Below are 24,525 nucleotides of genomic sequence, written 5' to 3'. Positions count from 1 at the left end.
TTGCTTGGAGAAACCTACAATGAAATTCAGCGAAAGGGAAAGCTGAATTGGCTGTTAATGCTAACGACGAGATACATGTCGGCCTTACCGGACCGGTGAGATCAGGGAAGACGAACTTGTTCGTCGACTTCGCAAAATGCGTCGAGTTGAACTTTCACGGGTTCCGGCAGCTTCATAACATCAAAATCGAAACCGATCGGGTCAACCGAAAATTACTTCGCAGTTACTATCGGAATCTGCCCGACGCGACCGAAAGTGTCACCGATATCCGGTTTGATCTTGAACTTGATCTGCCGTCGCGCAGTGATCTTGACCTGGCGGGCGGACTTGAAAACCGCCAGTTCACCATTCACGTCCGCGATGCTCCGGGCGAGGCGGCCTTTCCAAGCAGCGAACTGGGCGGAAAGGCCAATCCGCATGCCGAGAAAGCCAAGGAGCTCGATGAATGGTTCTCCCGGGCAAAGGGGATCGTGCTGGTCATTTCTGCCCTGAACGCCGGCACCGACGAGGGCTTCGAAGCGCTCATTGACAAGGTCGAAGATTTCTTCGAGCGGGCCGGAAAGCCGGAGTTTCAGAACCTTGAGCGGGTGGTGATCGCAATCAGCATGTTCGACCTGCTGCTCCTGCGCTTCGGCAATCGCTCGCGCGACATTGCGACCGAGCCCGAAGCCGTGCTCGCAATCCTGCACGCGCACATGCGCCCGGCCTTCGACATCATCAAGGATTTCCGGCCGTTTCCGTCGCAGGAGCGCGATATCGATCTGCGTTTCATCGCCACGTCGAGTTACGGCTTCCACCCGCAACTCGGCTGTGCCAACATAGACGCAAGCGCCGAGATCCTCGACCCCGGCAATTCGCGGTTCCCGGTACCGCTGACGCCGGACAATGTCCGCTATCCCTACATGACCGCGGATCCGTTTATCTTCGCAGCACTCGGGCTCGACAGCCCGTTCCTGTTCACGCGCGATGAGATCCTCAGCGGAATACTGAAGGACCGGCAGGAGCCGGCCGTTGCCGCCGAGCCCGCGCCAAAGGCAGCGCTCCAGTCTCCCGAGACAAGCGAGAATTCCCCGGTCTGATCAGCGCATCGACAGCCCACAGGCCTGGCTGAAATGACGTACCGTCTCAGCCGTTGAGGCCGCATCCGATCAATGATGACCGGCGGCACCAAGATTTAATCCGGTCGCGACATGGCGTTGGCAACTGCCGTTTGAGCCGTTCCGGGGAAGCAGAAACCGGTGCTGCCCGGGGGCGAGCACCAGACTCCGCTCTATATCTCACGCCTGAAATTTGGCCTGACCACCACGGGCCGGCGCCGGCGGGGTCGCTGCGCCGGATTGGCCTCGGTGTCATCCATGGCTTCAGCGGCGGAAGCGGCGAGCGCTGTCTGCGCTGCCGCAGCACTTGCCGCAGGCCTTTCCTCACCGCCCTGCCGGGCCGCGGCATCGCGCGGTTCAGACACCGGGTTCAGGCCGTCGGCGACAGCCGTGGTCTCCAGGACGCTGGCTTCGGGCTCGGGCGCAGCGTTTCTTGCCTCGAGCGCTTCGTTGTGCCGGCTGATCCGGCGACCCACCTCGGCCAGCCCCTGTTCTGAAATCAGGATTCCACGGCTGGTTTTCCGGGCCAGCTGCTTGCGGATCAGGCTGTCGACGATGAGCCGCATCTGGCTGCGCATTTCGTGCGAGTAATCCTCGTCATAAAGCAGCGGCAGCAGATATCCCTGCTTGTCATACACCGCGTTCAGGATGACGTTCTTGGCCGCCAGCACCGAATCCGGGTCGTCCGGCTTGGCGTCGAGGTCGAGATCGGCGACATCGATATCGTCCTTGCGGCGTGACTTCTTGGCGATGGCATTGGCGTCCCAGAACAGCTTGGACAGCAGAAGCGACAATTCCTGCAGGAGAGCCAGCAGGGCGGGGAAATAATCCCGCGCCGAAGCCGTTCCGTTGAACAGCGCCTCGACCTTGCCGATTGCCTTGCTGATCGCGTCCTGGGAAGGGTTGATGCGGTCATAGAGACTGGCCAGATCCTCGCGATAGGGGCCCCCTTCCAGTCCACGCGCCTCGGCCGCGGCAAGACAGGTTTCCAGCACGTCTGCCCGCATCTCGTCATAGGCGCGGGTGATCGGCTTCAGCCGCTCCGGACCCGACAGGTCCAGCATGTCGTTGCGCAATCCGTCGATGATCTGCTTGCGGCGATCGGTCTCCTCGCAGATCTGGTTGAGGGCGGTCTGGTCGGCTTCCAGTGTTTCGATCTGCCGGAACACAGCCATCAGCGGCTGCGGTTCGCATGCGGGCAGGTCCGACATGGATTGCAGATCCGACAGGATCTCCGTGACCACCTGGCAGTAACTGGCGGTTTGCCTGAAGCTCGTCTGGGAGGGTGTATCGACGAAGGCATTGACGCTTTGCAGAAAGCCGTCGGCATCAAGCGTGTAACCCGATGCGACATCCTCGCCGAGCTGGTTTGCGGCTGACTCGATGTCGGCAGCGATCTTGACCAGCTCCGACTGCAGTGCCGCCTGTTGCTGGCTCGCGCCGAGCAACTGGTCGCGGGCGGAGCTGTACTGCTTGTCGGCGTCAACCAGCTCTGCCCGGGTTTCAGCGAGCTTTTCTCCCAGCGCGTTGTAGCAGGTGCCGGCCAGTCCGCCACCGGTGCCTGCACGGCGCCTGCGATTGCAGGCGGGATCACTCACCAGCTGACCGGCAAGCCCGTCGGCCAGAAGAATTGCCTTCTCGCCGGGTGGCACGCCCGGTTCGCCTTCCTCCTGCTTCAGGGCCAGTTCCAGCTGGTCGGCGAGGTCGGCGGTCGCGGTTTGTCTTTGCTGCCGTTCAGCGACCAGGCTCTCCAGAGCGTTGATCTGGGTCGAGAGGCTGGAGAGCTCCCGCTCGGCTTCGCCCTGCCGCGTGGTGAGCTGCGCCTGGCGATTCCGGAGCTCGACCTTTTTGGCTTCGACCAGCGACTGGATTTCGGAAGCGATCTCCTTCTTGCGGTCACGGTCGCGCAGTTCATCGGTGAGCGCACCCATCCGGATCGAATAATCCTTCAACGCCTCGTCCGAAAGCAGGGTGGCTCGCTTGTCGGCGTAGCGATCGTTCATGTCCTGGCTGATATCGTGAGCGTAGAGCCCCATCTGGCGCAGATTGGTCTCGGCATTTGCGAGGTCGGAGCCGCCCACGCTGAGAAACTGCTGATGGTAGGACGCAAAGGAGGAAATCCAGCAGATCGCCACCGCCACCAGGTAGAACGGCATGACCAGCGCCACCTGCGTCAGCCGGTTGGCGGAGATGCCGTCGCCCAGTACAAGCGATGTAAAGGCGAGAAAGCCGACAGCAAGTGCTGTTATGCCGACCCAGGCATAGGTCTCTGTCATGAATATTCGAGCGCCACCACTGGTCGCGTAAGCAGTCATGAAGAATGCAACCAAAGCGAAGACAATAATGAATGTCTGCTTCAGACGCGTGGTGCTTAGGATTGCAGTCCCGTCATTCTGTTTGCTGTCCATCTCAACGCCTGCTCCCTTTACTCAAACACGAATGGTCATCAACCCCGGCGTCGTGGCGGTATACGAATTGTTAACACGGGTGCTTTCATTCCCGCAAGGCGAGTCGCCACGAGAAGCACCAGCGCTGCCGGTATTGCCATGAAGAGGTGATGACTGGTTCCCGCCGACAGCCATGTCATGGGCTGCCCCATCACCGGCAACAGGCCGAAGGCATTCGACCAGGCCAGTATCCATTGCATCAGAAACAGCATGCCCGCGCCCAGCGCGATACAGGCCAGCGCCTGGTCCGCACCCGTTTCAACCGGATCGCGCGATCGCTTGGCCTGCAGTTTCAGATAAAGCCCGATGACGAGAAAGATGAAACAGGCCTGCAGCGCGATCAGCAGCGTCGCGGCTGCATTGCCGTGACGGGTGGCAATGTAGGTGGCGGCAAAATCGCTCTGTACCACGGGAACGCAATGCGGCCGCACCGGCCCCTTCAGGGTCGACGGCGTGCATCGAAGCGTGTCCGCCTGTGGCGCCTCGTCCGGGCAGGTGATCCCCAGCCCCTTCGAGATCCCGTCGCCAAGCCACTCGACGGCCTTGCCGACATTGTAGGGTGCGGCTGTCAGTTCGGCGCTCAACCCGCATTGCGCATTGGCAAGCGTGGCCCGTGACCTCAGAACGTGGAAGTTCATGTCCCGCAGCATCAGCTGCCGAGGCTCCTCATATCCGCCGGTGCGGCCGAAACGCAGGTCGGCCCAGCTCATGAGCCGCTCGACCGGCAGCCGTCGGCCTTCACCCAGCACCTTTTCCAGTTCGGTGATCTGTTTGTCCGGACCGTAAAACCAGGACCAGTCCTGCACCCCGAGCCCCGCCTTTGTCGGCACGTCCCTCAGCGCCACCGCCATGACCAGCGCGATCAGAGGTGCGGCGATTGCAACCCGCGCCAGCGTCCAGTTGACGCGATTGCGGAATGCAACGGCGATTGTGATGACCGCAAGGCATGTCACGGACACCGCCAGAATGACCATCTCATTGCGCATCATCGCCCAGGCGCCCATCAGTGCCAGCGGCAGCCCGAGCAACAGAATGAAGACTGCGCGCGGAACGGTGAGTGTGCGGATCAGCATGGCAACCAGAAACATAAGCGCGATGCCCGCAGCTATCGCATACTCGATCCTTCCCCCCAGCAGCTCGAAAACCTGCGCAACGCGCTCGGCAGTCAGCAGCGGCGCCAGGATGAGGGCGGCGAAGACCATCAGCAGCAGCACGAACTGACCGCCGCCCAGCCTGAAATCCTGGATCGAGGGCACGTAGGAAAGCGGAATCCGCCTGATGTCACGCAGATCGTCGAATTCTTCTTCCCGGATCCGCCAGCCGATGGCCATGACCCCGACCACCGCGGTGATCGCGGTTGCCGAACTGATGATGATCAGGGGCGAGTAATCCGATTTCACCGCCGGAACGAACAGCAGTGCGGCGATGAAAAACGCCGAGAGGACCACCGCGATCAGGGTTATGCCGAACCAGGCCTGTGCCAGCAGGCGGGCCCGGATCAGCCACTGTGCCAGTGACGCGCCGAGAAGCACGACGATGGCGAATTTGCCCGCTTCGACCGGCTGGATCGATCCACCGAGACCGGTCTGGTTGCCCAGGAAGAACCAGGCTGCAAACAGCGCAAACACGATCGCCAGCAGCCACATCGTCGGTGAGAAGAAGGAGGGACGCCCGGCGAAATCATTGCCGATCCTGAGCTTGAGCGCGGTCGGAGACACGATCGTCAGTGCCATCACGAACAGCGGCAGGATGTCGAGCACCACAAGCTTGTGCTTGATGAAAAAGCGCTCCCAGTCGGAATTGGGACCCTCTGCGCTCATGCTGAACATCGAAATCGAGCCGATCGCGATGATCGCGGTCAGGACCAGCCAAAGCGCCGAAAGGCCGGCGCCGCCGGAGCGGTCGAGCGTCACCACGATGGTCGCGCACACCCACAGCGCCCCCATCGCGTAGAAAAGCCAGCGCGCTGCATCGGGAATCTCGATGAACAGACGGGCAATCGCAACAAGGTCGGGAGCCAGCGCCAGAAGCAGCACCAGACCTCCTGCAAGGGTCAGGAAAACCGCGCGCACGATGCTTCCGTTGGAGCGCCAGATGGTCGCGCCGGGAACCGCAAGAACAATCAGCAGCGATAGGCAGATCGCCGCGCCCCGGGCGAGGATCTCGGCGCTGACCAGCCCTTCGGGACTGCTGACGAACAGCCGGTCAAGCGTTGTCGGAAGTGTTAGCTTGGCTACCTCGATGCTTGCCCCTTCCGGCAGCGTATTGGGCGAACTGTCAAGCGGCGGAGGGCAATCTTCGGCCGAAGCGGTTTCCACCACGATGTCGGATGTCTGTGCGCAAACGCTGTCGTCGAACAGCGCAATCCTGCGGTTGGGCAGGATGTGGACTTCCCAGCCGCCGCCAGACAGCGGCTTTGCGGCGATTTCATGCCGGGTCTTGCCGGCCGTGAAATGCGTGACCGGCGGATACACGAGTGGCTCCGTCGAGGCGACTGTCACCTCGATGCCGGTGCGGCCGTAATTCTGGCGCACCCGGGTACCGTCCACCCAGGTTTCGAAACTGACGGGAACCAGTTGAGCATCGCGGTAGATTGAAACAAACAGCCGATCGTCGGAGAGGTTCTTGCTGACGATGAATTCCAGTTCCGGGTTGGCCCGTGGCATGGCCACCAGGGCATACCGGTGCATCGTGCAGTCGACCTCTCCGCCCAGAACGGCGATGGTCGTCCTGCCTTTTCGCCGCAAAAGGTCGCTCAATCCAACCGGTTCGAGATAGTCCGACAGGCTGCGCACGACATCGTCGCTCAGTCTGTTCGCCTGGGACACGACCCAGCTTGCGGTGCTTTGTTCATAACAATCGGCGGCCGGTTGCCCGTTGACCGCAATTTTCGCTCCGTCGCGATAAACCACTGCGGTGGAGGTTCTGCCGGACCAGTCCTCGACATCGAACTTCAGCCCGCCACCGTCGGCGCCCGAGATGCTGACGAACTGGGACCCGGCGGAAAGCACCGTGACGGCGCCTTTCTCGCGGGAAATCTCGTAACGCTCGCTCGAGCCTTCCTCGGTCTTGCCGCCGAATTCGACATTGAGATCGCGCAGCTCCGCCACCCGGCTGATCAGCAGCCGGCCATCCTCGGAGGCGCGCAGGCGGACATGCTGCAATTCTGCCGAACGGGCGCCGGCTGGCTGCAGCAGTTCGGCGCGTCCCAGCACCACCTCCTCTCCCGCCGGTATGGTCAGCGTAAGGTCCTTGAGCGAACTGAAGCGGGGGGCGTTTTCCGCAGCCGTGTTGAGCGCAAACAGCCACCAGAAGATCACTGCCATTGTGCCCAGGCCGAAGCCCAGGCGCACCAGGATGGCGAAGATCGAGGTGACGGAGCGCACGAGCTTCATTTTTCCGCCTCGTACAAGGCAAGAAGGAAGTCACGCACGATCGGCCCGCACACCGAGCCGCCATAGCTCGGGGAAAACGCCACCCGGCAGGCAAAGGCGATTTTCTGGTCAAACCCTGGAAGGCCGGGTACCGGATCGACATAGCCGACAAGCCAGGAAGCGTATCGTCCATCCGGGGGTGCATTGGTGTTGAACACCGGTGCGGTTCCCGTCTTTGCGTAGACCGAGTTGCGCAGCTCCGCAGGAATCTTGGCGAAGGCGCTGCGTGAGGTGCCGCCCTGCTTTCGCACCACGGCCGCCATGCCGTCGCGGATTTCCCGCAGGAAGCTGTCCGCCAGCGCTTGTTTTTCAGGCGGCGCGATCAGCAAAGGCTGACCTTCCTCCGGATCATTGGACGGCCCACGCTGTTCCTGCGGCACAAGGTGGGGCCTGACGATCCGGCCCGATGCGACCGAGGCTGCGACCGAGGCCATCGACAGCGGGCTGGCCGTAACGCTGAGCCCGATGCCGCCGCGGGCCAGCCGCAGCCGCCGCGGTTCACCCGGGGGTACCGGCAATCCGGCTTCGACGATGAGCGGGCTTGCCCGGCCGCGCCCCGTGGCGGGGTAATTGACATCAAGAATATCGAGCGCGCTCTTGCGTTCGATCGCCTCGGGACTGCGCGCGGCGGGGAAGAACCGTTCGGCTTCGCGAGCCAGCAGCAGATCAGGGACCAGTCGGGTGTGCTCGAACCCGGTTTCCGGATCGATCAGCTTGTCGGCGTCCAGATACATGGCGATACCGGCAAAATACAGGTTCGAGGACCGCTTGATGGCTTCGCACAGGCCGCCTCGGGGCGCGGGCGTATCCCCGCAGCCGCTTTCGACCCCGGTTTCGCGAATGTGGGCGATGCCGCTGCGCACCCCGGAGGAAGAGGCCGAATTGCCCATGCAGAAGACGATGCGGTCGCGCGCGCCGAGGATCGGCAGTGCGTTGAGTTTCTTCGGATCGCGCTCCTCGTAGTTGGGGGTGCAGCGCCCGTTGAACGAAGGCCGGGTGGCGACGATACCGAAGAGATCGGCAATCCGGTTCGGACTCGCGCGCCCCAGCAAGACCTCCTCGAGCGCCGGATCGCCGCTGTCGAGAACATACTGGCTGGCGGCAAGCGCGGTGATCAGCTTGAACGATGACCCCGGTGTGCCGCGCAGATCGTAATTGCGCCAGGCATAGGCTGCCAGCGGGCTTTTGGAAGACGCCGTCAGTTCCAGCGTTTCGATGTCCCACGACGACATTCCGGTGCGCGGCTGCGGCAGGCTGGCAATGGCCAGAACATCGCCGGCATCCTCGCCTTCGGCATCCAGGATGACGAGGTCGGCGCGGCGGCTGCATCGTTCCTCGTCCTTCGGGCACCTGTAATTCTGTACCAGCGCCGCCAGCGCCTTTTCCTGGTAGTCGGGAACAAGGGTCAGCGACGGGTTTTCTCCCGCCTCGGTCCGGGTCAGGGCGGCTGCCACCGAGCCTGAATCCCCGGTGCCAAGCCCGAGCAGCGGGGCGAGGCCGATCTCGAAAGCCTTCTGGGTCAGAGCCCCTTGGGAATCGAGAACAGGCAGATCGCCCAGCGCCAGCCCGGTCAGCGGCTCCGACTGGCGCTCCACCCTCTGGCTGTCCGGAACGTTCCAGCTCAGCTCGCAACCGGTATCGCGAGCCCCCCTGGCCGATTTGCCGGTTTCGAATCCGGATAGGTCGCAGGCAACCCGGATACGGCCGAACCCGAGCGAGACCTTCTCATCGGGCGTCGCGGCCGCTTCCGTTTCGCGGTTGGCAAGATAGCGCCTGAGGCCGCGGTCGATCCGGATCGACGGCTCGATGACCAGTTCGAGATCGGCAACCCGGCCTTTCGGTGCGCTCAGCAGCAGCAGCGATCCGGTCGGCCGTCCGCGCGGGTTTTCGCCCTCGCAGCGAACCCTGTGACCGATGCCCCGCGAATCGTCGCCACAGAAGATCGCCAGCGACGCCATCTGGCGCTTTCCGGCAGCCTCACGCAGCTGGTCCTCGGAGGTTGCCGGGTCGATTTTCAACGGCGTCCCGTTGACCGAAACGGATTTGACCGCCCCGATGGTCCGGATACTCACCGGCAGGTCGCCGAATGCCATGCTGGTTGTGAACCGGTACTCACCGGATTCGCCGGTCTGCGTATCGATAACCGGCGTGATGACTTTCCAGTCCGCGAAGAAACTCTCGGTCTCGCTGGCCAGGAAGGCATAGTCGAACTGCGAAATGGTCGCGGTCGTGATTGACTGGACGGCCCTGCCATCGGCGGCAATCGTTGCATCCCATTTGTTCGGCAGGCAGCGCGGCGGAACAAACAGCCTGGCGCTGCTCACGCCATCGGCGCAAGCCACACCTTCATCTGAAACAAGAGCGCTGGCGGCCTCTCGGTTGTCTGAAACCGCAACGATCCGGTAGCTCTGGTTGAAGTTGGCGACCTCCTGGCGGATCCGCTCGCCCTGCGCCGATTCACACAGTTCGCGGATGTATTTGCGGCCGTCCTCTCCCGCCGGGCCGGAGACCAGGGTGACGGTTTCGGGCGAGCGCAGCGCCAGCGTGTTGCAGGGGGCATGTCCAAGCGAGACCGAAACCCCGTTGCGCACCGGCCAGATGGCGCCGCCCGCGCTCAGGAAATCGAAGGTGGTTGCATCGAACGCCAGGGCGCTCGGGATCTCGACGCGCTCCATCCAGACACGGTTGATCCTGAAGGTCTCGACGAAGAAATACGCACCCGCATAGAGAATGCCGGCAAGCAGGGTCAGCACAACGATCTGGAAATAGCGCGCACCGAGCAGCCTGGCCTTCATCGCTCTCAGCCTCCCTCGTAGGGGGTCAGCACCAGCGGACCGACGACTTTTCGCGTCTGCCCCGGTTCAAAACCAGAGACCGGCATCCCCGAGCACTTCTCGGCATAGGCTTCGCCCAGCGAAAGCACCGTATCGCCGAAGGAGACCCGGCCGCACTGGTCGAGCCAGTCGAGGTGATAGCCGCTGAACGACTGGAACGTGTCCGAGAAGATCACCTTGTCGGGCACCTCCGGCAGTTCCAGGTAGCCGAACGGTTCGCCATCGGCGCGGCCGATCTCGATGATGTTGTTCTCGATCGTCCGGCACTTGAGCCCGACGCTTCCCGGCGTCTTGAACGGTGCGCCGGTCTGCCCCCATTCGTAGACATACTGCTCTTCGTTCTCACAGTCCCAGACCAGCGAGATCCGCGGCACCTGCAGCGCGTAGGCGGTGAGGATGTTGTCCCGGTCGAGATCGATCCAGACCCGGTCGACATCACGTTGGGACAGGTCTCTCAGGTCGAACAGCAGCGAGCTTATCGCCGCGTTGCATCTTGGCGACGGTTTCCAGTGCAGCCGCGAGCGGCGCTGATCGACACAGATCTCAAGCCGTCCCGGCACCTGTGCAGTGGCGACAAAATCGATCTTCCAGGCGATGTCGCATTGATCATCGCCGGCTGCCGCCCGGCTCGGCACCGGCTCGTTGCCGTGGCTGCGGCAGAAGGACAGGCTTGCATCGATGCCACCCGAACGGGTTTCCGCCCCGCTTGGTGCCAGCGCCGAATCCTTGTTGATGAACATGAAGGAGGATTGCACCTCCTCGCTGGACCCCAGATCGATCCCGGCATGCAGAAGGCTCTCGCCAATGCCGATCACCAGCCCGCCCTGTCCCTTGTACAGCCCGGCCGGCCGGCCATCGAGCAGGAGCGGCTCGTTGTACTGATCGCGCCGGGAGGGATCGGGGTAATAGCGGATCCAGCCGATCGGGCGTTCGCCGCGGCGCGGCACGAAGACCCCTTCGCCAAGATACATGTTGAGTTGGTTGGACGGCAGCGACGGATTGACCATGCAGTCGACGCGGATGCCGATGGTCGGGTCGAAATAGCCCTTCAGGGTCGAGCTCAGGCTCTCGGAGATGCGTTCCTCCAGCCCCCTTTCGGACGCCGTATCGCAGACACCGCCGGCACCGGAGACGAAGGTGAGGTGCTGGAAGGCGACTTCCACCACCTCCGAGCCATTGGCGGTCCCGATGATCAGCTTGTCGGTGATGTTGTAGAGTACCTCATCGACCGAACCGCGCGAGACCTGGAACCAGCCCGAGCGCTTGGACGGATCCGGGTTTCCGCCGACAACCCAGGGAAAATCCCTCGCCGCCTTGCTGCCAAGCTTGAACAGCCACCCAAGCAGGCCGGATTTGGGAATGGCAAAGACATTGCGGCGCCAGAACGCCTGGTTGTCGCGCAGATCGAGCTTGACCGGGATCATCACGACAGGCCGGTCGGATTCGTCGCTGTAGCGGACTGGATTACCAAGAGACATGAATGGGTCCGCGCCTCACCAGGATCGATCGAGAATGAGAATTCGGGGGTTCTTGCGGCCGTTCGGCCCTTCCCATCCGGGACGTTCGCAATCGATCACCAGTTCTTCCCCTCCCTGCGGATTGGCCAGGCGCGAGCTTGCCGCAAACGCCGCCGTGCGGATGCGGGAGATGTCTCTCAGCTTCTCGCTGTCATCGGTGGTAAACACGCAGTTCCTGACGCTTTCGACCGACAGCGGCCGCGGCGCCTTGACCTGGACCTGCCTGCGCTTGAGCAACTCGAGCACCGCATAGGCGGCAAGGCCGTAGGCATCGGTCTCCGCGCGGTCGGGGAAATACCCCTCCAGCCGCCGCCAGAGACAGAAAAGCTTGTCCATGTCGCCATTGGCAAGCGCGGGCACCGGGTCGATGCGTTCGGCGGCAAGCCCCTCGACGAGATCAACGATCCGCTTGTGGGCTCGGCTGATCTCGTCAGCACTGTCGCTGGAGGCGAAGTGCGGTGGCTCCACCGACACAAGCGCGTGATGGGCAGCCATCAGAACCGGTTGCCGTGCCGCTTCGGCGCTGACCGCCGGTGCTGAACCGGCCGAAACGGCCTTGTCGGTGCGCAATTTTTCCTGCCAGTCTTCCGGCAGGCGGCCATTCGCCGTCCAGCCGGTTATGTTGCCGACTTCGTTGCGCAGTTTCGCGTTCTCGCGCCGGATCGTTTCCAGATTGGCCTCGCTCCGGCGCAGCCGGCGCACAAGCCATACCGCCGCGGCAACGACGGCGAGCAGAAGCAGTGTGAAGATCACCTGTGCGATTGCGGATGTGAACTCGATACCAATCACCGCCATCCTGTGCCCCTCAGGTTCCCGCCAAGCGACTTCGCGGTTGGCGGACGATGATGTCGCCAACGGTGAACTCGACATCCGAGTTTCTTCGCTTCCAAGATATCTCGACGTGCTGGTCCTGCCCTCCGGCCAGGCCGCCGGGTTTGACCTGTGACTGGTCGACCACCACCTTCTGGCCGAAGATGCCGAAAAGGCGGATGATCTCGTCGCGGGTTATGTCGGTGTCGCTGCCGACATCGTCCAGCCCGGGCAGCACGCGGCTGAGCCAGCGGTTGGGAAGGAAGCGCACGCTCTTGTTGCCTTCCGAGCGCGAGCGCGTGTCGAGATACTCGATTTCGGAGACCACGCCGCGCCCGTCATCGTGGAGAACAAGTGCATAGGAGTGATCGGCGCCGTCGGTAATCTCCAGCCCGGCGGTCGCCAGGCGGGCCGCGCCATAGACCGTGGCGTTCTTCATGTCGTCTGCGCTGAACGGCTTTTGCGGAACCGCACTGGCTGGCTGGCCAAGCATCTGGGCGGTGCGGCCAATCCCGGTGAAAACCGACGGCCAGAGGCTGGCGCGGCCGGTGACAACCCATTGCGGATCCCCGAGGTTGAGCCGTCGCGCCTCCCTGATCAGCATTGCAGGCACCGCGTAGCCCAGGGTGCGGGCCACCGTCTGCGGATTGCTCCGCGAGGGATTGGCGACAGGGCTGCCGGCGTCGAGCAGATCCGGTGAAATCTCGATCCAGACCGCCTGGCCCCCGGCCTGGGTGTTGCGCACCCGCAGATGGACCTTGTCCTGTGTTCCGGGAATGGCGGTGTCGCGTTCCTCCAGTGAATGGCCCGGCGATGCGCTGCGGAGAATGTCGTTGAGTTCGACCGCAAACGTGCTGCCCGGGCCCTCTTCAGCCCAGCGGTACTCGCCGTCGGATCCGGCATATTGCATCAGGTTTTCCGAAAGCGCCCGCTTGGCTTCGCGGATACGCGGCAGCAGGGCCGTCTTAAGGGCTTCGTCGCGCAGGAACCGATGGTCGATCTCGAGATCCTCGAAGATGGGATCGGTCGACGAGAACAGCTCGCGCAGGTTCTGGATCACGATCGCGAGCAGCGCTTCATCCAGGTTGGCGCCACCGATTGTCGCCCCGAAATGGGCGAAAACCTTCCAGCTTTCGATGCTGTCGTGGCGCATCTTCACTTCGATCAGGCTGGCGTCAACGGTGCTGGCGCCGATATCGATGCAGGCGAAGACCTGGGTGTCCGCCTGCCGGGCCGGCGAACGGGAAATTCCGAAATAGGCCGCCGCCAGCGCTTCTGGAATGAGCTTGGGCTCACGCGCCGTGCGCGGGTCCTGGGTTCCGGTCAGGCCCTGGGCAAAGGATCTGGCGGCATTCTTGTACAGTTCGCGCTTGTGATGAGCGATTCCGCTCGGGTGGGTCACCACCACCTGAACATCGCTGTCGGCGCACTCGAGCCATTGGTCGAAGCGCTCGTCGCCGGCTTCGCTGACAATCGGCCCATCGAGCTGGTCATGCGCATAGAACAGCGAATTGGGGATCATGTAGGATCCCAGTTCATGAAACGCATCCCGGGTCAGCGCGGCGAGATTGATCTCGCGGGTGGCCTGCAGCCCGTTGGCGGTGCGCTCGATCACGGACTGCTTGATACGGTGTTTGAATCCGGGTTCCGAATTCATCAGCATGCGCTTGAGATCGGGAATGATGAGGGTCTGCAATTCCAGATATGCGGATGTCTCGCCGTCGGTGACAAAGTCCCTGTCGACCGGGATCGAGACGTCGTAGGTCCGGCCAAACAGGGTCATTCTCTTCTCGGCCGCCTGCAGCTTGGTGCCGACATAGGAGAGATTGCCATAGGACAGCGGTGCCTTGCGCGAGCGCACATGCTTGGCCGGGTTCAGTCCGATGGTGGAGGGAATGAGAACATTCTGCCAGCGTTTCTTGTTCGGATCATATTCCGGATGGGCACCGGCCAGGCTGTAGGCATAAGCGCCCAGCGGGATCAGTTGCCGCGCCAGGTTGCGCTCGACCCTGCCGAACCAGGCGGCAATCGCCGATGCCCCGTAATCGAGGCAGATGAGATATTTCGGGTCGCGCTGGCGCAACACGATATCAACAACGACCATGCCGTACTTGTGCTCGAACAGGTCGTCCTCGGCGACAAGCGACATCCCCGCCCGGATCTTCAGCCGCCTGGCTTCGAAGCGGATGAAGAGCTGATAGCGGTCGGTGTCGCCGGTCTCGTCCAGCGTCGTGTTGTGAAACGGGATCCTGATCTTGCCGCCATCGCTCTGCTCGACCGCGATGTCCTGCACCAGCTGGAAATCGTCCCGGCTGGTCAGCGTCTTCTTTTCGCCCTCCGGCAGGATGTGCGCGTGAGCCACGACATCCCAACTGTCATCGAGGCTGACGACGTCGAATTCGATGGTGTCGCCAAGTTCGAACTGGACGCCACCGCCGGAAATCGGCACCGAGAACTCCAGTGGAAAGCGTTCGGCGAAGGGTGTTTCGCTTCGGGTCATGTTGGGGACGGCCGAGGCGTCACGGTATTTGAGAGCGAGGATCTCGCCCTGACGCAATTGCAGATCGAAATCGTAGCATCCCGAAAGCGGTGCCTGGGTCTCGTCACTGAAAATGCAGTTCCAGTCGAACTGCATCTGCAGGCTGTCGGCGCCTTCCGCGGCATCGAAGATTTCGTTGATCGAAACGATGCAGGGTATGGATACCTCGTCGCCGGCTCGCAACTCGCAGGCGATACCGGCGGTCGAGCGCGTCACCGCCGCGCCCTGGGTGAAGTTTGCCGACACCTCGCGGATCTGGTCGTCGACCCGGCAACTCAGCCGGCCAGAAACAAGCGCGCTGGTCGGCGCCCCGCCATATTCCAGCCGTGTCACGGGCTGCTTCACATTGATGGTGAACAGGTCGACTTCCGCGTGTTCCTGCTTTTCGACCCGGCTGAGCTCCGGAATCGACGCCTGTCGCGCCTGGACCAGGGGAGGCTGCCATTTCAGCGTCTGCAGGCGCGGATTGGCAAGCTCGACCTTCAGGTTTTGCGACTGGCCGTCGGCCCGCTTGGTCTGCAGCGTCACCGAAAGCGAAAACTGCTCACCGGAGGCTTCCGCGATCTCGTCCTCGGTCGGCTCCCGGGTGCATTCAAGCACTAGGTCAATATTCTGGGCTTTTCTCAGGTCATATTGAAATAAAGTTTCGCCCGTATCCGGATTTTTGAGAGAGGCGCCAAGCCATGGCGCTTCCTCGATGTATCCGGCGACGGATATCTTGAGTACTTCATTGGGATTTAGGGTGGAATGAGACAGTCTAGCCGTTCGCGAGAAACCACCAAGATCGCAGATCACGGAATTATTCTCTACGCGCAGATACGTTTTCTTTGGGTTACTTAGATCCCAATCCAACATTACAGACCCAACGCTAGTACTGACCCCATCCGACTCCGGACGATATAGTTTATAAATCCTTAGCGCAACAGTTCGTGACCGTAAGCCGCGCACTAAGTTAATGATTAAAATGCAACATAATTATTTGAAATTATTATGAAAGCCACTTCAACGGGATGGGCTCGCTGCCGATCTTGCGGTCGAGGCTGTCAGAGGTCGCTGAAGGGTGCCTGACGTCGGCTCCGACGGGCTGGCTTTCATCGTTGTTGCTGATCGCGATCCGCAGCGCATGAAGATCGGGAGCCTCGATTGCACTGCCGCGATAGCCCGGAAAGTAGCTGACCGCACCCGGGGTCAGTTGCGGGTCCAGGCCCAGGTTGAGGATGAACTGATCAGCCTCGCCCTGCCGGAGCGGAAACTCCCGGGGCAGGGAGGAAATCACGTCAAGATCCGCCGCGATCAGGGCGGCCGGCCTTTGCCGTTCCTCCTCGGCCACCATCCTCGACACGGTCCAGCCAATCCGCCTGGTGATCGCCTGAAAGGCAGAGCCGAGCTGGATCTGCCGGTGCTGGCTCAGATTGTCGAACCAGTTGACATCCCGCGGCTGAAAGGCGGGCAGTTCAATGACGCCTGTCGAGGGCGATGTCGGCTGATCGAAGACGTGGGGTTGTACGAACAGTGCCTGTTCGCACCAGGAGAACAGGCCCGGCGGGATTTCGTGCCAGAAACTGATCCCGGGGAGCAACAGGGTTCGCGACAGCAGGAACTGGCGGCCGCCCTCGCCTTCACCGGCCTCGGCCCGGTAGCGCATCCGCATGATGGCGAGCCCTTCGTCAACCGCCTTGACGATCAGGGCGCCGCGGCTTGCAAAGCCGGGATCGATCATGCTCGAGGTGAGGTTCGCATTCCCGAGAAAATTTGCGGGAATATAGCGCAGCGGATTGTCCACGCCCGGCGTGACCGAGTTGACGCCGTATAGTGCGCTGTCGTGCAGGGGCCCGTCCTGTGTGCGTACAGGCTTGCCGTAACACACCTCCTCGAACCTCAATACTCTTGCCTGGCCCGGAACGGTTTCCACGAGATCCTCCCTTCGCAGTTCATCAACATGACTGTACTACGGGTGCTTGCAGGCTCAATTGCATGAAGACTTTATCGACATGCGGACGGAAATCAACGGCATGTGATGAAACCGGCAGCGGTCTTGCCGCCGCGCCATGCAAATGCGGGTCTCGGGCGGCGGGCCGGCCTCTAGTATTGCAGCCTGGAAATGCGTCGCAGTTCGTCGGATGTTGCCGCGGGAAAGCCGAAAAACTCAAGATAGGCGGGGATCTGTTCGAACAGCATGTCGGCCCCGATCTGGGTCATGCATCCGCGCTCGCGGGCGGCAGCGAGAAAAGGCGTTTCCGCCTGCTTCATCACCACTTCGCCGACAAACGCGGCCGGATCGATGCGCGCGGCGTCGACCGGCATCGGATCGCCGGCATTCATGCCGAGCGGCGTGGCATTGACGATCACATCCCATCCGGCCGGGTCATTGGAGCCCGTCGAGATTCCGATGCCGGGGCAATGGCGTCGCAACCGCCCGGCAAGCTGCTCCGCCGCATCCGCCCTTGCATCGAACAGCCCGATTTCGGCGGCACCGGCCTGCGCCAGGGCCGCGGCGATCCCCGAGCCGACACCGCCGGCCCCGACGACGAGCGCGCGTAGGCCCTTCGCCTCGCGGCCCTTGCGCAGCATGCCGCGCACGAAACCTTCACCGTCGAACATGTCGCCGACCAGTCGGCCGTCCGCGTCCCGCTTGACCGCATTGCACGAGCCTGACATCAGCACCGCCGGCCTGGCCTCGTCCAGCAGCGCCACCGTTGCCACCTTGTGCGGCATGGTGATGAGCGCGCCATCAATGTTGCGAAGCCTGAAAAGCAGCGGCAGGAACGCCGGGTAATCCTCCGCTTCGCAGCCCATCGGCACGACCCGGGCGTCGATGCCCTGGGATTCGAACCAGGGATTGTAGATCAGCGGAGCCCGAAACGAGTCCGTCGGGACGCCCAGATGGGCGATCAGCCTGGTGGTGCCGGAGATCATCTTGTCCTCATTGCAAATGCCGCCTGTCCGTTCCGCGCGTGTTGCCTGTGCCGTTTCACGACAGCACCACCGTCTGGCCCGAGCGCGCCGACTGCTGCACCGCATCGATGACCTGCAGCGTTCTCAACCCTTCCCTTGCAGGCACAAGGGGCGGTTCCTCGCCGCGGATGACCCGCGCGAATTGCGCGATCTGGCGCACCAGCGGATCGTCCTGGCTGACGGGGTGGTGGGTTGCCGAGATCGGTTCCCACCAGCTTCGCTTTCCGTGGTTGGTCCAGACCCTGGCATTTGGCAGCTCCATCGAGCCATGCGTTCCGCCGATGAAGTAACAGGATTGGCCGGTGGGCGGGTAGGCCGGGTTTTCCGAAGCCGTCAGTTCCCAGCTCCAGGGAGAGACGATGGTGTCCGAAAGGCTGAAGGTGCCGAGCACGCCATTGTCGAAGCGCAAGACCAGCGCAGCGGTTTCCTCCACAGCGTTGCCCCGTACCGCGCTTGAGGCCAGCGCCTGGACCGAAACGATCTCGCCGATCAGATGCCGCAACAGGTCGATGTCATGGATAAGGTTGAGAAAGATCGGCCCTCCGCCCGGCTGGCGGCGCCACTCGGTGTCAAAATAGTCGTCCGGCTTCATCAGCCAGAACATGCCATGCACCGCGACCAGTGCTCCCAATAGCCCGTCGCTGATCTGCTTCCTCGCCGCTGCAATCAGCGGATTGTGGCGGCGATGGTGTCCGACAAGCAGGGCCACGCCGGCGTTTTCCCCCGCAACGACAAGATCATGGCCGGCCTCAAGGTCGGTCGCCAGCGGTTTTTCGATCAGCGCCGGAACGCCGGCCGCAACGCATTCCAGAGCGTTTTCCACATGGACCTGGTTTGGCGTCGCCAGAACAATGCCGTCAGGCCTGTCCCTTTCCAGCGCCCCGGACAGGGAGCCGTGCCATGACGCGCCGATGCGGTCTGCCTGATCGCGGCCGGCATCCGAGGGGTCGATGATCGAATGAAGCTCCACGCCGGGTGTTGCAGCGATGGCCGCAATGTGCCGCCTGCCAATCAGCCCGGCGCCGGCAACCGCAATCCGTACCGGCCCGGTCATTGTCTGCTCCCTTTCAGTCCCGCCAATGGCCGCAACACATGCATGCCTGTTGCAGGCTGATTGATAAGGGGTGCGCCATGAAACACGGTCTGGTCCTGCTGCCGGAAGAAAGCACGGGATTCTGTTCAGGTTGTTGTTGCTCCCGAACTCGAATTGCCTATATTACTTCTTATGTCCTATATTCTTTCCTGCAGTCAAGACGATTACCCGGAGGTGACAGCGTGATTGAAGCGGCAGATCACGACACGATCGGCGACAGCGCCTACCGCAACATCAGGAACGACATCATATTTGGCCAGTTGCGGCCGAGCGAGAAACTGCGGCTTGAGCCCCTGCGCAAGCGCTACAATGTCAGCGTGACCACGCTGCGGGAGATCCTCAACCGGCTCACGTCGGACGGGCTTGTCGTCGCCGAAGGGCAGAAGGGCTTCGAGGTCGCCAGCGTCTCGGACGCCAATCTCTGGGAGGTGGCGGAGTTGCGGCTGCTGGTCGAGGGGCATGCCATCGCCCGGTCGTTCGAGCACGGCGATCTCGACTGGGAAGCGCAGGTGGTGGCCGCACATCACAAGCTGCACCGCCTCGAAGACCGGATGATCGCCGGCGACATGACGGCGCGGGAGGATTGGAAAAGGGCGGACTGGGGGTTTCACCGCGCGCTCATCACCGGATGCGGATCCGAGACGCTGATGGACCTGCACGAGCAATTGTTCGACAAATATCTTCGCTACCAGATGCTGACGCTGGCCTTCAGGGGCGAAAACGCGGCGCGCGAGCATGCGGAACTGCTGGAAGCAGCCTTCGCGCGGGACGTGAAGCGCGCCTCGGACATCCTGAGCAAGCATATTCTCGGCGGTGTCGAATTCATCGTCAATTCACGCAAGGAGGGTAGTCAGGACCGTTGAGCAACCCTGTAGAGCCAGAAATATCCTACGAAACTGATTATGTATGTTGAAATGACCCGTACTTTGTGACAGGTTTTTGTCAAATCCGCTAGGGCGAGACGCCAGCGGATTGTCATTGGGAGGAGAAAACCATGAATAGCATTACCCGCCGCATGCTGCTCGCATGCGCAGTGTCCGTTGCTGCCGCCGGCTTCGTGCCCGCGAGCTTTGCTGCGGACAAGATCACCCTGAGAATGTCGACCCCGGCATCGGAGACCGACCAGCGCTCGGTTGCCCTGGCGGAAGTCTTCGCGCCGGAAGTGGCGGACTTCGCCACCTATCAGCCGCATTACAACGGTTCGCTGATCGCACAGGGCAGCGAACTCGAAGCCATCGCCTCGGGCGATCTGGAAATGTCGATCGCTTCTGCCCAGGAGCTGGCGACATTCTTTCCCGAGTTCTCGATCTTCGCCACCGGCTACGTTCACCAGAACGCCGCGCACCAGGTCGCCGTCTTCAATGATCCGCTGATGGATCCGTTCAAGCAGAAGGTCGAAGACGAGCTCGGCGTAAAGCTCCTGTCGGTGATGTATCTTGGTCGCCGCAACGTCAACCTGCGCCAGAGCAAGGACGAACTGACGGTAATGACCCCGGCGGACCTGGCTGGCGTCAATCTGCGCATGCCCGGCTCCGACGCCTGGCAGTTCCTCGGCAAGGCGCTCGGCGCCAACCCGACTCCGATGGCGTTTACCGAGATCTACACCGCGCTCTCGACCGGTTCGGTTGACGGCCAGGACAACCCGCTGCCGACCGTGGTCGACGCCAAGTTCTACGAAGTCACCAAGCAGGTGGTTCTCACCTCGCATCTGGTCGACCTGAACTATGTCGCCTTCTCCAAGGCCGTCTGGGACAAGCTGACACCCGAGCAGCAGGCAACCGTGCAGAAGGCCGCCGATGATGCTGCCGAAAGCGGCCGCCAGGCGCAGCTGAAGAAGGAAGAAGATCTCGTGTCGTTCCTGCGCGAAAAGGGAATGGACATCTACGAGCCTGACCTCAACGCCTTCCGGACCCATGTCCAGGCGCAATATGTCGGCTCGGAATTCGCGGCCAGCTGGCCCGAAGGTGTCCTCGACAAGATCAACGCTCTCGGCAACTGATCTTCCCGGATTCTCCCGGTGCCACGGAGGACCTGACATGACGTCAATCGTGAAATGGTTCCTTCGTGGCGCGGAATTTGTGGCGGCCACGATGATGGCCGCCATGTTTTTGACCTTCATCCTGCAGATTGCGATCCGCTATTCCGCCAAGCTGGAGTGGCTCGCGCAAGCCTTTCCGATCCTCGAGCCGAGCCGCTATGGCTGGACGCTGGAACTGTGCCTTGCGCTGTGGGTCTGGATCGTCTTCTGGGGTGCGGCCTTCGTGGTGCGCGAGCGCGACCATGTCACCTTCGATGTCATCTATGGCCACGTCAGTCCGAAGGCGCGCCGCTGGTTCGCCATCATCGGTGGCGCAGCGGTCTGTGGGGGCCTTCTCTGGTCGGTGGAGCCGACCTGGTCGAAATTCTTCATTCTGCGGTTGAAAAAGACGGCCACACTGAACGGCTTGTTCGGTGACTGGATCCGGATGCGCGACATCTATTCGATCTACATTCTCTTCCTGGTGGTGGTCGCGGCCCGCTATGGCTGGCGCGCGATCAGCGCCTTCCGTCATGGCGCCGACATCGACCAGCCCGGACACGACGAGGCGGCGAAACCATGACGCTGCAGTTTGCTCTCTGCCTGCTCACCCTGTTTTTTCTGGCGGGCATCGGCACTCCCGTTGCCTATTCCATCATTGTCTCCTCCTTTGTCTACCTGACGGTGAACGGCCAGGGTGTCGGCATCGCCGGCAAGGTGCTGATGGACGGGCTCTACCAGAGCTTCATCCTGCTTGCCGTGCCGCTGTTCATCGTTGCCGCAAACATCATGAACGCCGGCACCATTTCAGACCGGCTGCTGCAGTTCTGTGTTGCAGCCGTGGGCCGCTTTCGGGGCGGTCTTGGCCACGTCAACATCGTCGCATCGCTGATCTTTTCCGGCATGTCCGGTTCGGCCGTCGCCGATGCAGCGGGAATTGGCAAGATCATCATCGGCATGATGACCAGGAGCGGACACTACAGCCGCGGCTACGCAGCGGCGATCACCGCTGCCTCGGCGACCATCGGCCCGGTCATCCCGCCATCGATCCCGATGGTGCTTTACGCATTGGTCTCCAACACGTCGATCGGGTATCTGTTTCTGGGCGGTATCGTGCCGGGCCTGTTCATGGGCGCGGTGCTGATGATGATGAACACGCTGATCTCCACACGGCGCAACTTCGCCATCGAGGAACCGGTTCCGCTCAGGGACCTGCCCCGGCAGACCGCGAACGCCTTTCCGGCGCTGCTGATGCCGGCGATCCTGCTCTACGGCATCTATGGAGGCGTGACCACGCCGACGGAAGCCGCGGCCGTCGCTGCCGCCTACGCGCTGCTGCTGGCCGGGCTGTTCTACCGCGCCCTGTCGCTGCGCGCTCTCTACGGCATCCTGGTCGACAGCGCCCGCTCCTCCGCTGCCGTCGGACTGGTCATCGGTGGCGCATTGATCCTCAACTATGTGGTCGCGTCGGAAAACATACCGAACATCGTGGCGCAGTCGCTGGTCGGCCTTGACGTCTCGCCTCTTGCCTTCCTGATCGGCGTCAACATCCTGTTCCTGCTGCTCGGCTGTGTGCTCGACGCAACCACCATCATCCTGGTAATAATCCCGCTGTTCCTGCCGGCCTGCGAAGAGCTGGGAATCGATCTGGTTCATTTCGGCGTCGTTGCGGTGATCAACTGCATGATCGGTCTGATCACGCCGCCCTATGGCATTCTCCTGTTCGTCATCAATGCGGTCACGCAGATTCCGCTGCGCGAGATCATCGGCGAGATCTGGGCGTTTCTCGGTGTCCTGCTGCTCGCTCTCGCGGCACTGATCCTGTTTCCGGGAATCGTCCTGTGGCTGCCGCGCATGTTTGGATATCCGGGATGAAGACCGCCATTGCAACGGTCTCCATCGCCGGTGATCTGAGCGAGAAGCTGGCTGCCATCGCGGCAGCGGGGTTTGACGGCGTCGAGATCTTCGAGAATGATTTTCTTGCCTATGACGGCAGCCCGCGCGATGTCGGGCAGATGGTGCGCGACCACGGGCTGGAGATATCCCTGTTTCAGCCGTTCCGGGATTTCGAAGGCATGCCGGAGCCGCAGCGTGCCAGGGCGTTCGACCGGGCTGAACGCAAGTTCGACCTGATGGGCGAACTCGGCGCCGATCTGGTGCTGGTCTGCTCCAATGTCTCCCCCGCCTCGCTCGGCGGCATCGATCGCGCGGCGGGTGACTTTCATGAACTTGGCGAGCGTGCCGCCAGGCACGGGATCCGCGTCGGCTACGAGGCCCTGGCCTGGGGCCGGCATGTCAATGATCACAGGGATGCCTGGGAGGTCGTACGCCGGGCCGATCACGCCAGTGTCGGCCTTATCCTCGATTCGTTTCACACCCTGGCGCGCAAGATCGATCCCGACACGATCCGGTCGATTCCCGGTGACCGGATCTTCTTCGTGCAACTCGCCGACGCCCCGAAGATCGATATGGATCTGCTCTACTGGAGCCGGCATTTCCGCAACATGCCGGGCGAAGGCGATCTCGATGTTCCAGGCTTCATGCGGGCGGTTGCCGCCACCGGCTATGACGGCACGCTGTCGCTCGAGATTTTCAACGACCAGTTCCGCGGCGGGTCACCGAAGTTCATTTCCGTCGATGGTCATCGCTCGCTTGTCTACCTGATGGATCAGGTGCGGCGCTCCGAGCCCGATATCCGTATTGAATGTGCCGATATGCCGGACCGGATCGCGGTCAGCGGTGTCGAATTTGTCGAGTTCGCTGCCGATGAGGAAGAAGCCGCGCAGATTGCTGATCTGCTGCAGATGCTCGGCTTCACCCGTGAGCGGCGGCACGTCTCCAAGGATGTTGATCTCTGGCGGCAGGGCGGCATCAACATCGTCATCAACACCGAGCGCGAAGGCTTCGCCCACGCCTCCCACGTCGTCCATGGCATGAATGTCTGCGACATCGGCCTGAAGGTGGAAAATGCCGCGGCAACGGTCCTGCGCGCCCAGGCGCTCGATGCCGAACCTTTCGATCAGCCGGTCGGACCCGGGGAATTGAAGATCCCGGCCATCCGCGGCCTGGGCGGCGGGCTCATTCATTTCATCGACGAGCAAAGTGACCTGGCCAGGGTCTGGGATATCGAGTTCCGTCCGCTCGACAGACCGCTGGGCCGGCAGGAGCCTGCGGCAGGCATGGGTCTGAAGCGGATCGACCATGTCGCCCAGACCATGAACTACGAGGAAATGCTCACCTCGCTGCTGTTCTACACCTCGATCTTCAAGACTCGGAAAACACCGATGGTCGATGTGGTGGATCCGGCCGGACTGGTGCGCAGCCAGGCCATCGAGAACGAGACCGGGTCGCTCAGGATCACCCTCAACGGCGCGGACAACCGCCGTACCCTGGCCGGGCATTTCATCGCCGAACGGTTCGGCTCGGCCGTACAGCATCTGGCCTTCGAAACCGATGATATCTTCGCCACCGTCGAGGCGCTGTCGGCAAACGGCTTCAGACCGTTGGAGATCTCAGCCAACTACTATGACGATCTTGCGGCCCGCTTCGATCTCGAGCAGTCCTTCGTCGACCGGCTGGAAACAGCAGGTATCCTCTATGATCGCGACGGGCAGGGCGAGTACTTCCAGATCTACAGCCCGGGCTTCGGAGAAGGCTTCTTCCTCGAGATCGTCGAGCGCCGCGGCGGATACGGCGGATACGGTGCGGCAAATGCCCAGTTCCGGATTGCCGCGCAAAAGCGTCACATGCGGCCCAGGGGCATGCCGAGACGCTAGGCGCGT

15 protein-coding genes are annotated in these 24,525 nt (G+C 62.3%); 6 read left to right on the top strand and 9 right to left on the bottom strand.

Features of this window, described 5'->3' with window-relative positions:
* Positions 1-116 precede the first annotated feature (116 nt).
* Positions 117-1,079, top strand: a complete 963-nt coding sequence (locus SPHINGO391_RS22085) for a hypothetical protein (protein WP_152010861.1) — start codon at positions 117-119, stop codon at positions 1,077-1,079.
* A gap of 191 nt (positions 1,080-1,270) precedes the next feature.
* Here SPHINGO391_RS22085 and SPHINGO391_RS22080 read toward each other — a convergent pair whose 3' ends face one another.
* From SPHINGO391_RS22080 to SPHINGO391_RS22040, 9 genes are all read right to left on the bottom strand, one after another.
* Positions 1,271-3,373: a hypothetical protein gene (locus tag SPHINGO391_RS22080; RefSeq protein WP_152010860.1), complete on the bottom strand. Its 2,103-nt coding sequence runs from the start codon at positions 3,371-3,373 to the stop codon at positions 1,271-1,273.
* Positions 3,374-3,543: 170 nt separating this feature from the next.
* Entirely contained in the window at positions 3,544-6,939 is a 3,396-nt protein-coding gene (locus tag SPHINGO391_RS22075) for an FtsW/RodA/SpoVE family cell cycle protein (RefSeq protein WP_152010859.1), read from the bottom strand.
* The gene (locus tag SPHINGO391_RS22070; RefSeq protein WP_152010858.1) at positions 6,936-9,773 is read right to left on the bottom strand and encodes a penicillin-binding transpeptidase domain-containing protein; all 2,838 of its coding nucleotides are present in this window, start codon (positions 9,771-9,773) and stop codon (positions 6,936-6,938) included. The genes SPHINGO391_RS22075 and SPHINGO391_RS22070 overlap by 4 nt, the downstream gene beginning before the upstream one ends.
* 5 nt (positions 9,774-9,778) lie before the next feature.
* Positions 9,779-11,290: a hypothetical protein gene (locus SPHINGO391_RS22065; protein ID WP_193217378.1), complete on the bottom strand. Its 1,512-nt coding sequence runs from the start codon at positions 11,288-11,290 to the stop codon at positions 9,779-9,781.
* Positions 11,291-11,305: 15 nt separating this feature from the next.
* Positions 11,306-12,124: a hypothetical protein gene (locus tag SPHINGO391_RS22060; RefSeq protein ID WP_152010857.1), complete on the bottom strand. Its 819-nt coding sequence runs from the start codon at positions 12,122-12,124 to the stop codon at positions 11,306-11,308.
* 10 nt (positions 12,125-12,134) lie between these two features.
* The gene (locus tag SPHINGO391_RS22055; protein ID WP_152010856.1) at positions 12,135-15,278 is read right to left on the bottom strand and encodes a hypothetical protein; all 3,144 of its coding nucleotides are present in this window, start codon (positions 15,276-15,278) and stop codon (positions 12,135-12,137) included.
* 388 nt (positions 15,279-15,666) lie between these two features.
* Positions 15,667-16,590 carry a hypothetical protein gene (locus SPHINGO391_RS22050; RefSeq protein WP_152010855.1) on the bottom strand — a complete coding sequence of 308 codons (924 nt, stop codon included), beginning with the start codon at positions 16,588-16,590 and terminating at the stop codon, positions 15,667-15,669.
* A gap of 170 nt (positions 16,591-16,760) precedes the next feature.
* Positions 16,761-17,594 (bottom strand): shikimate dehydrogenase, encoded by an 834-nt coding sequence (locus tag SPHINGO391_RS22045; protein WP_152010854.1) that lies wholly within the window; start codon positions 17,592-17,594, stop codon positions 16,761-16,763.
* 55 nt (positions 17,595-17,649) lie between these two features.
* Positions 17,650-18,687, bottom strand: coding sequence for a Gfo/Idh/MocA family oxidoreductase (locus SPHINGO391_RS22040; RefSeq protein WP_152010853.1), 1,038 nt, complete (start codon positions 18,685-18,687; stop codon positions 17,650-17,652).
* A gap of 221 nt (positions 18,688-18,908) precedes the next feature.
* Between SPHINGO391_RS22040 and SPHINGO391_RS22035 the strand changes: the two genes are divergently transcribed.
* From SPHINGO391_RS22035 to SPHINGO391_RS22015, 5 genes are all read left to right on the top strand, one after another.
* On the top strand, positions 18,909-19,589 hold the full coding sequence (locus SPHINGO391_RS22035) for an FCD domain-containing protein (RefSeq protein WP_193217377.1): 681 nt from the start codon (positions 18,909-18,911) through the stop codon (positions 19,587-19,589).
* Positions 19,590-19,720: 131 nt separating this feature from the next.
* Positions 19,721-20,725, top strand: coding sequence for a TRAP transporter substrate-binding protein DctP (gene dctP / locus SPHINGO391_RS22030; protein ID WP_152010851.1), 1,005 nt, complete (start codon positions 19,721-19,723; stop codon positions 20,723-20,725).
* Between the two features lie 37 nt (positions 20,726-20,762).
* On the top strand, positions 20,763-21,326 hold the full coding sequence (locus SPHINGO391_RS22025; protein WP_152010850.1) for a TRAP transporter small permease subunit: 564 nt from the start codon (positions 20,763-20,765) through the stop codon (positions 21,324-21,326).
* Entirely contained in the window at positions 21,323-22,618 is a 1,296-nt protein-coding gene (locus SPHINGO391_RS22020; protein WP_152010849.1) for a TRAP transporter large permease, read from the top strand. The genes SPHINGO391_RS22025 and SPHINGO391_RS22020 overlap by 4 nt, the downstream gene beginning before the upstream one ends.
* Complete coding sequence (locus tag SPHINGO391_RS22015; protein ID WP_152010848.1) at positions 22,615-24,519, top strand: sugar phosphate isomerase/epimerase and 4-hydroxyphenylpyruvate domain-containing protein; 1,905 nt, start codon at positions 22,615-22,617, stop codon at positions 24,517-24,519. The genes SPHINGO391_RS22020 and SPHINGO391_RS22015 overlap by 4 nt, the downstream gene beginning before the upstream one ends.
* Positions 24,520-24,525: the final 6 nt, after the last annotated feature.

Origin of the sequence: Hoeflea sp. EC-HK425 (assembly GCF_902498795.1) — a bacterium.
GTDB lineage: Bacteria > Pseudomonadota > Alphaproteobacteria > Rhizobiales > Rhizobiaceae > Hoeflea > Hoeflea alexandrii.
This window is presented reverse-complemented; position numbering and strand designations above follow the sequence as displayed.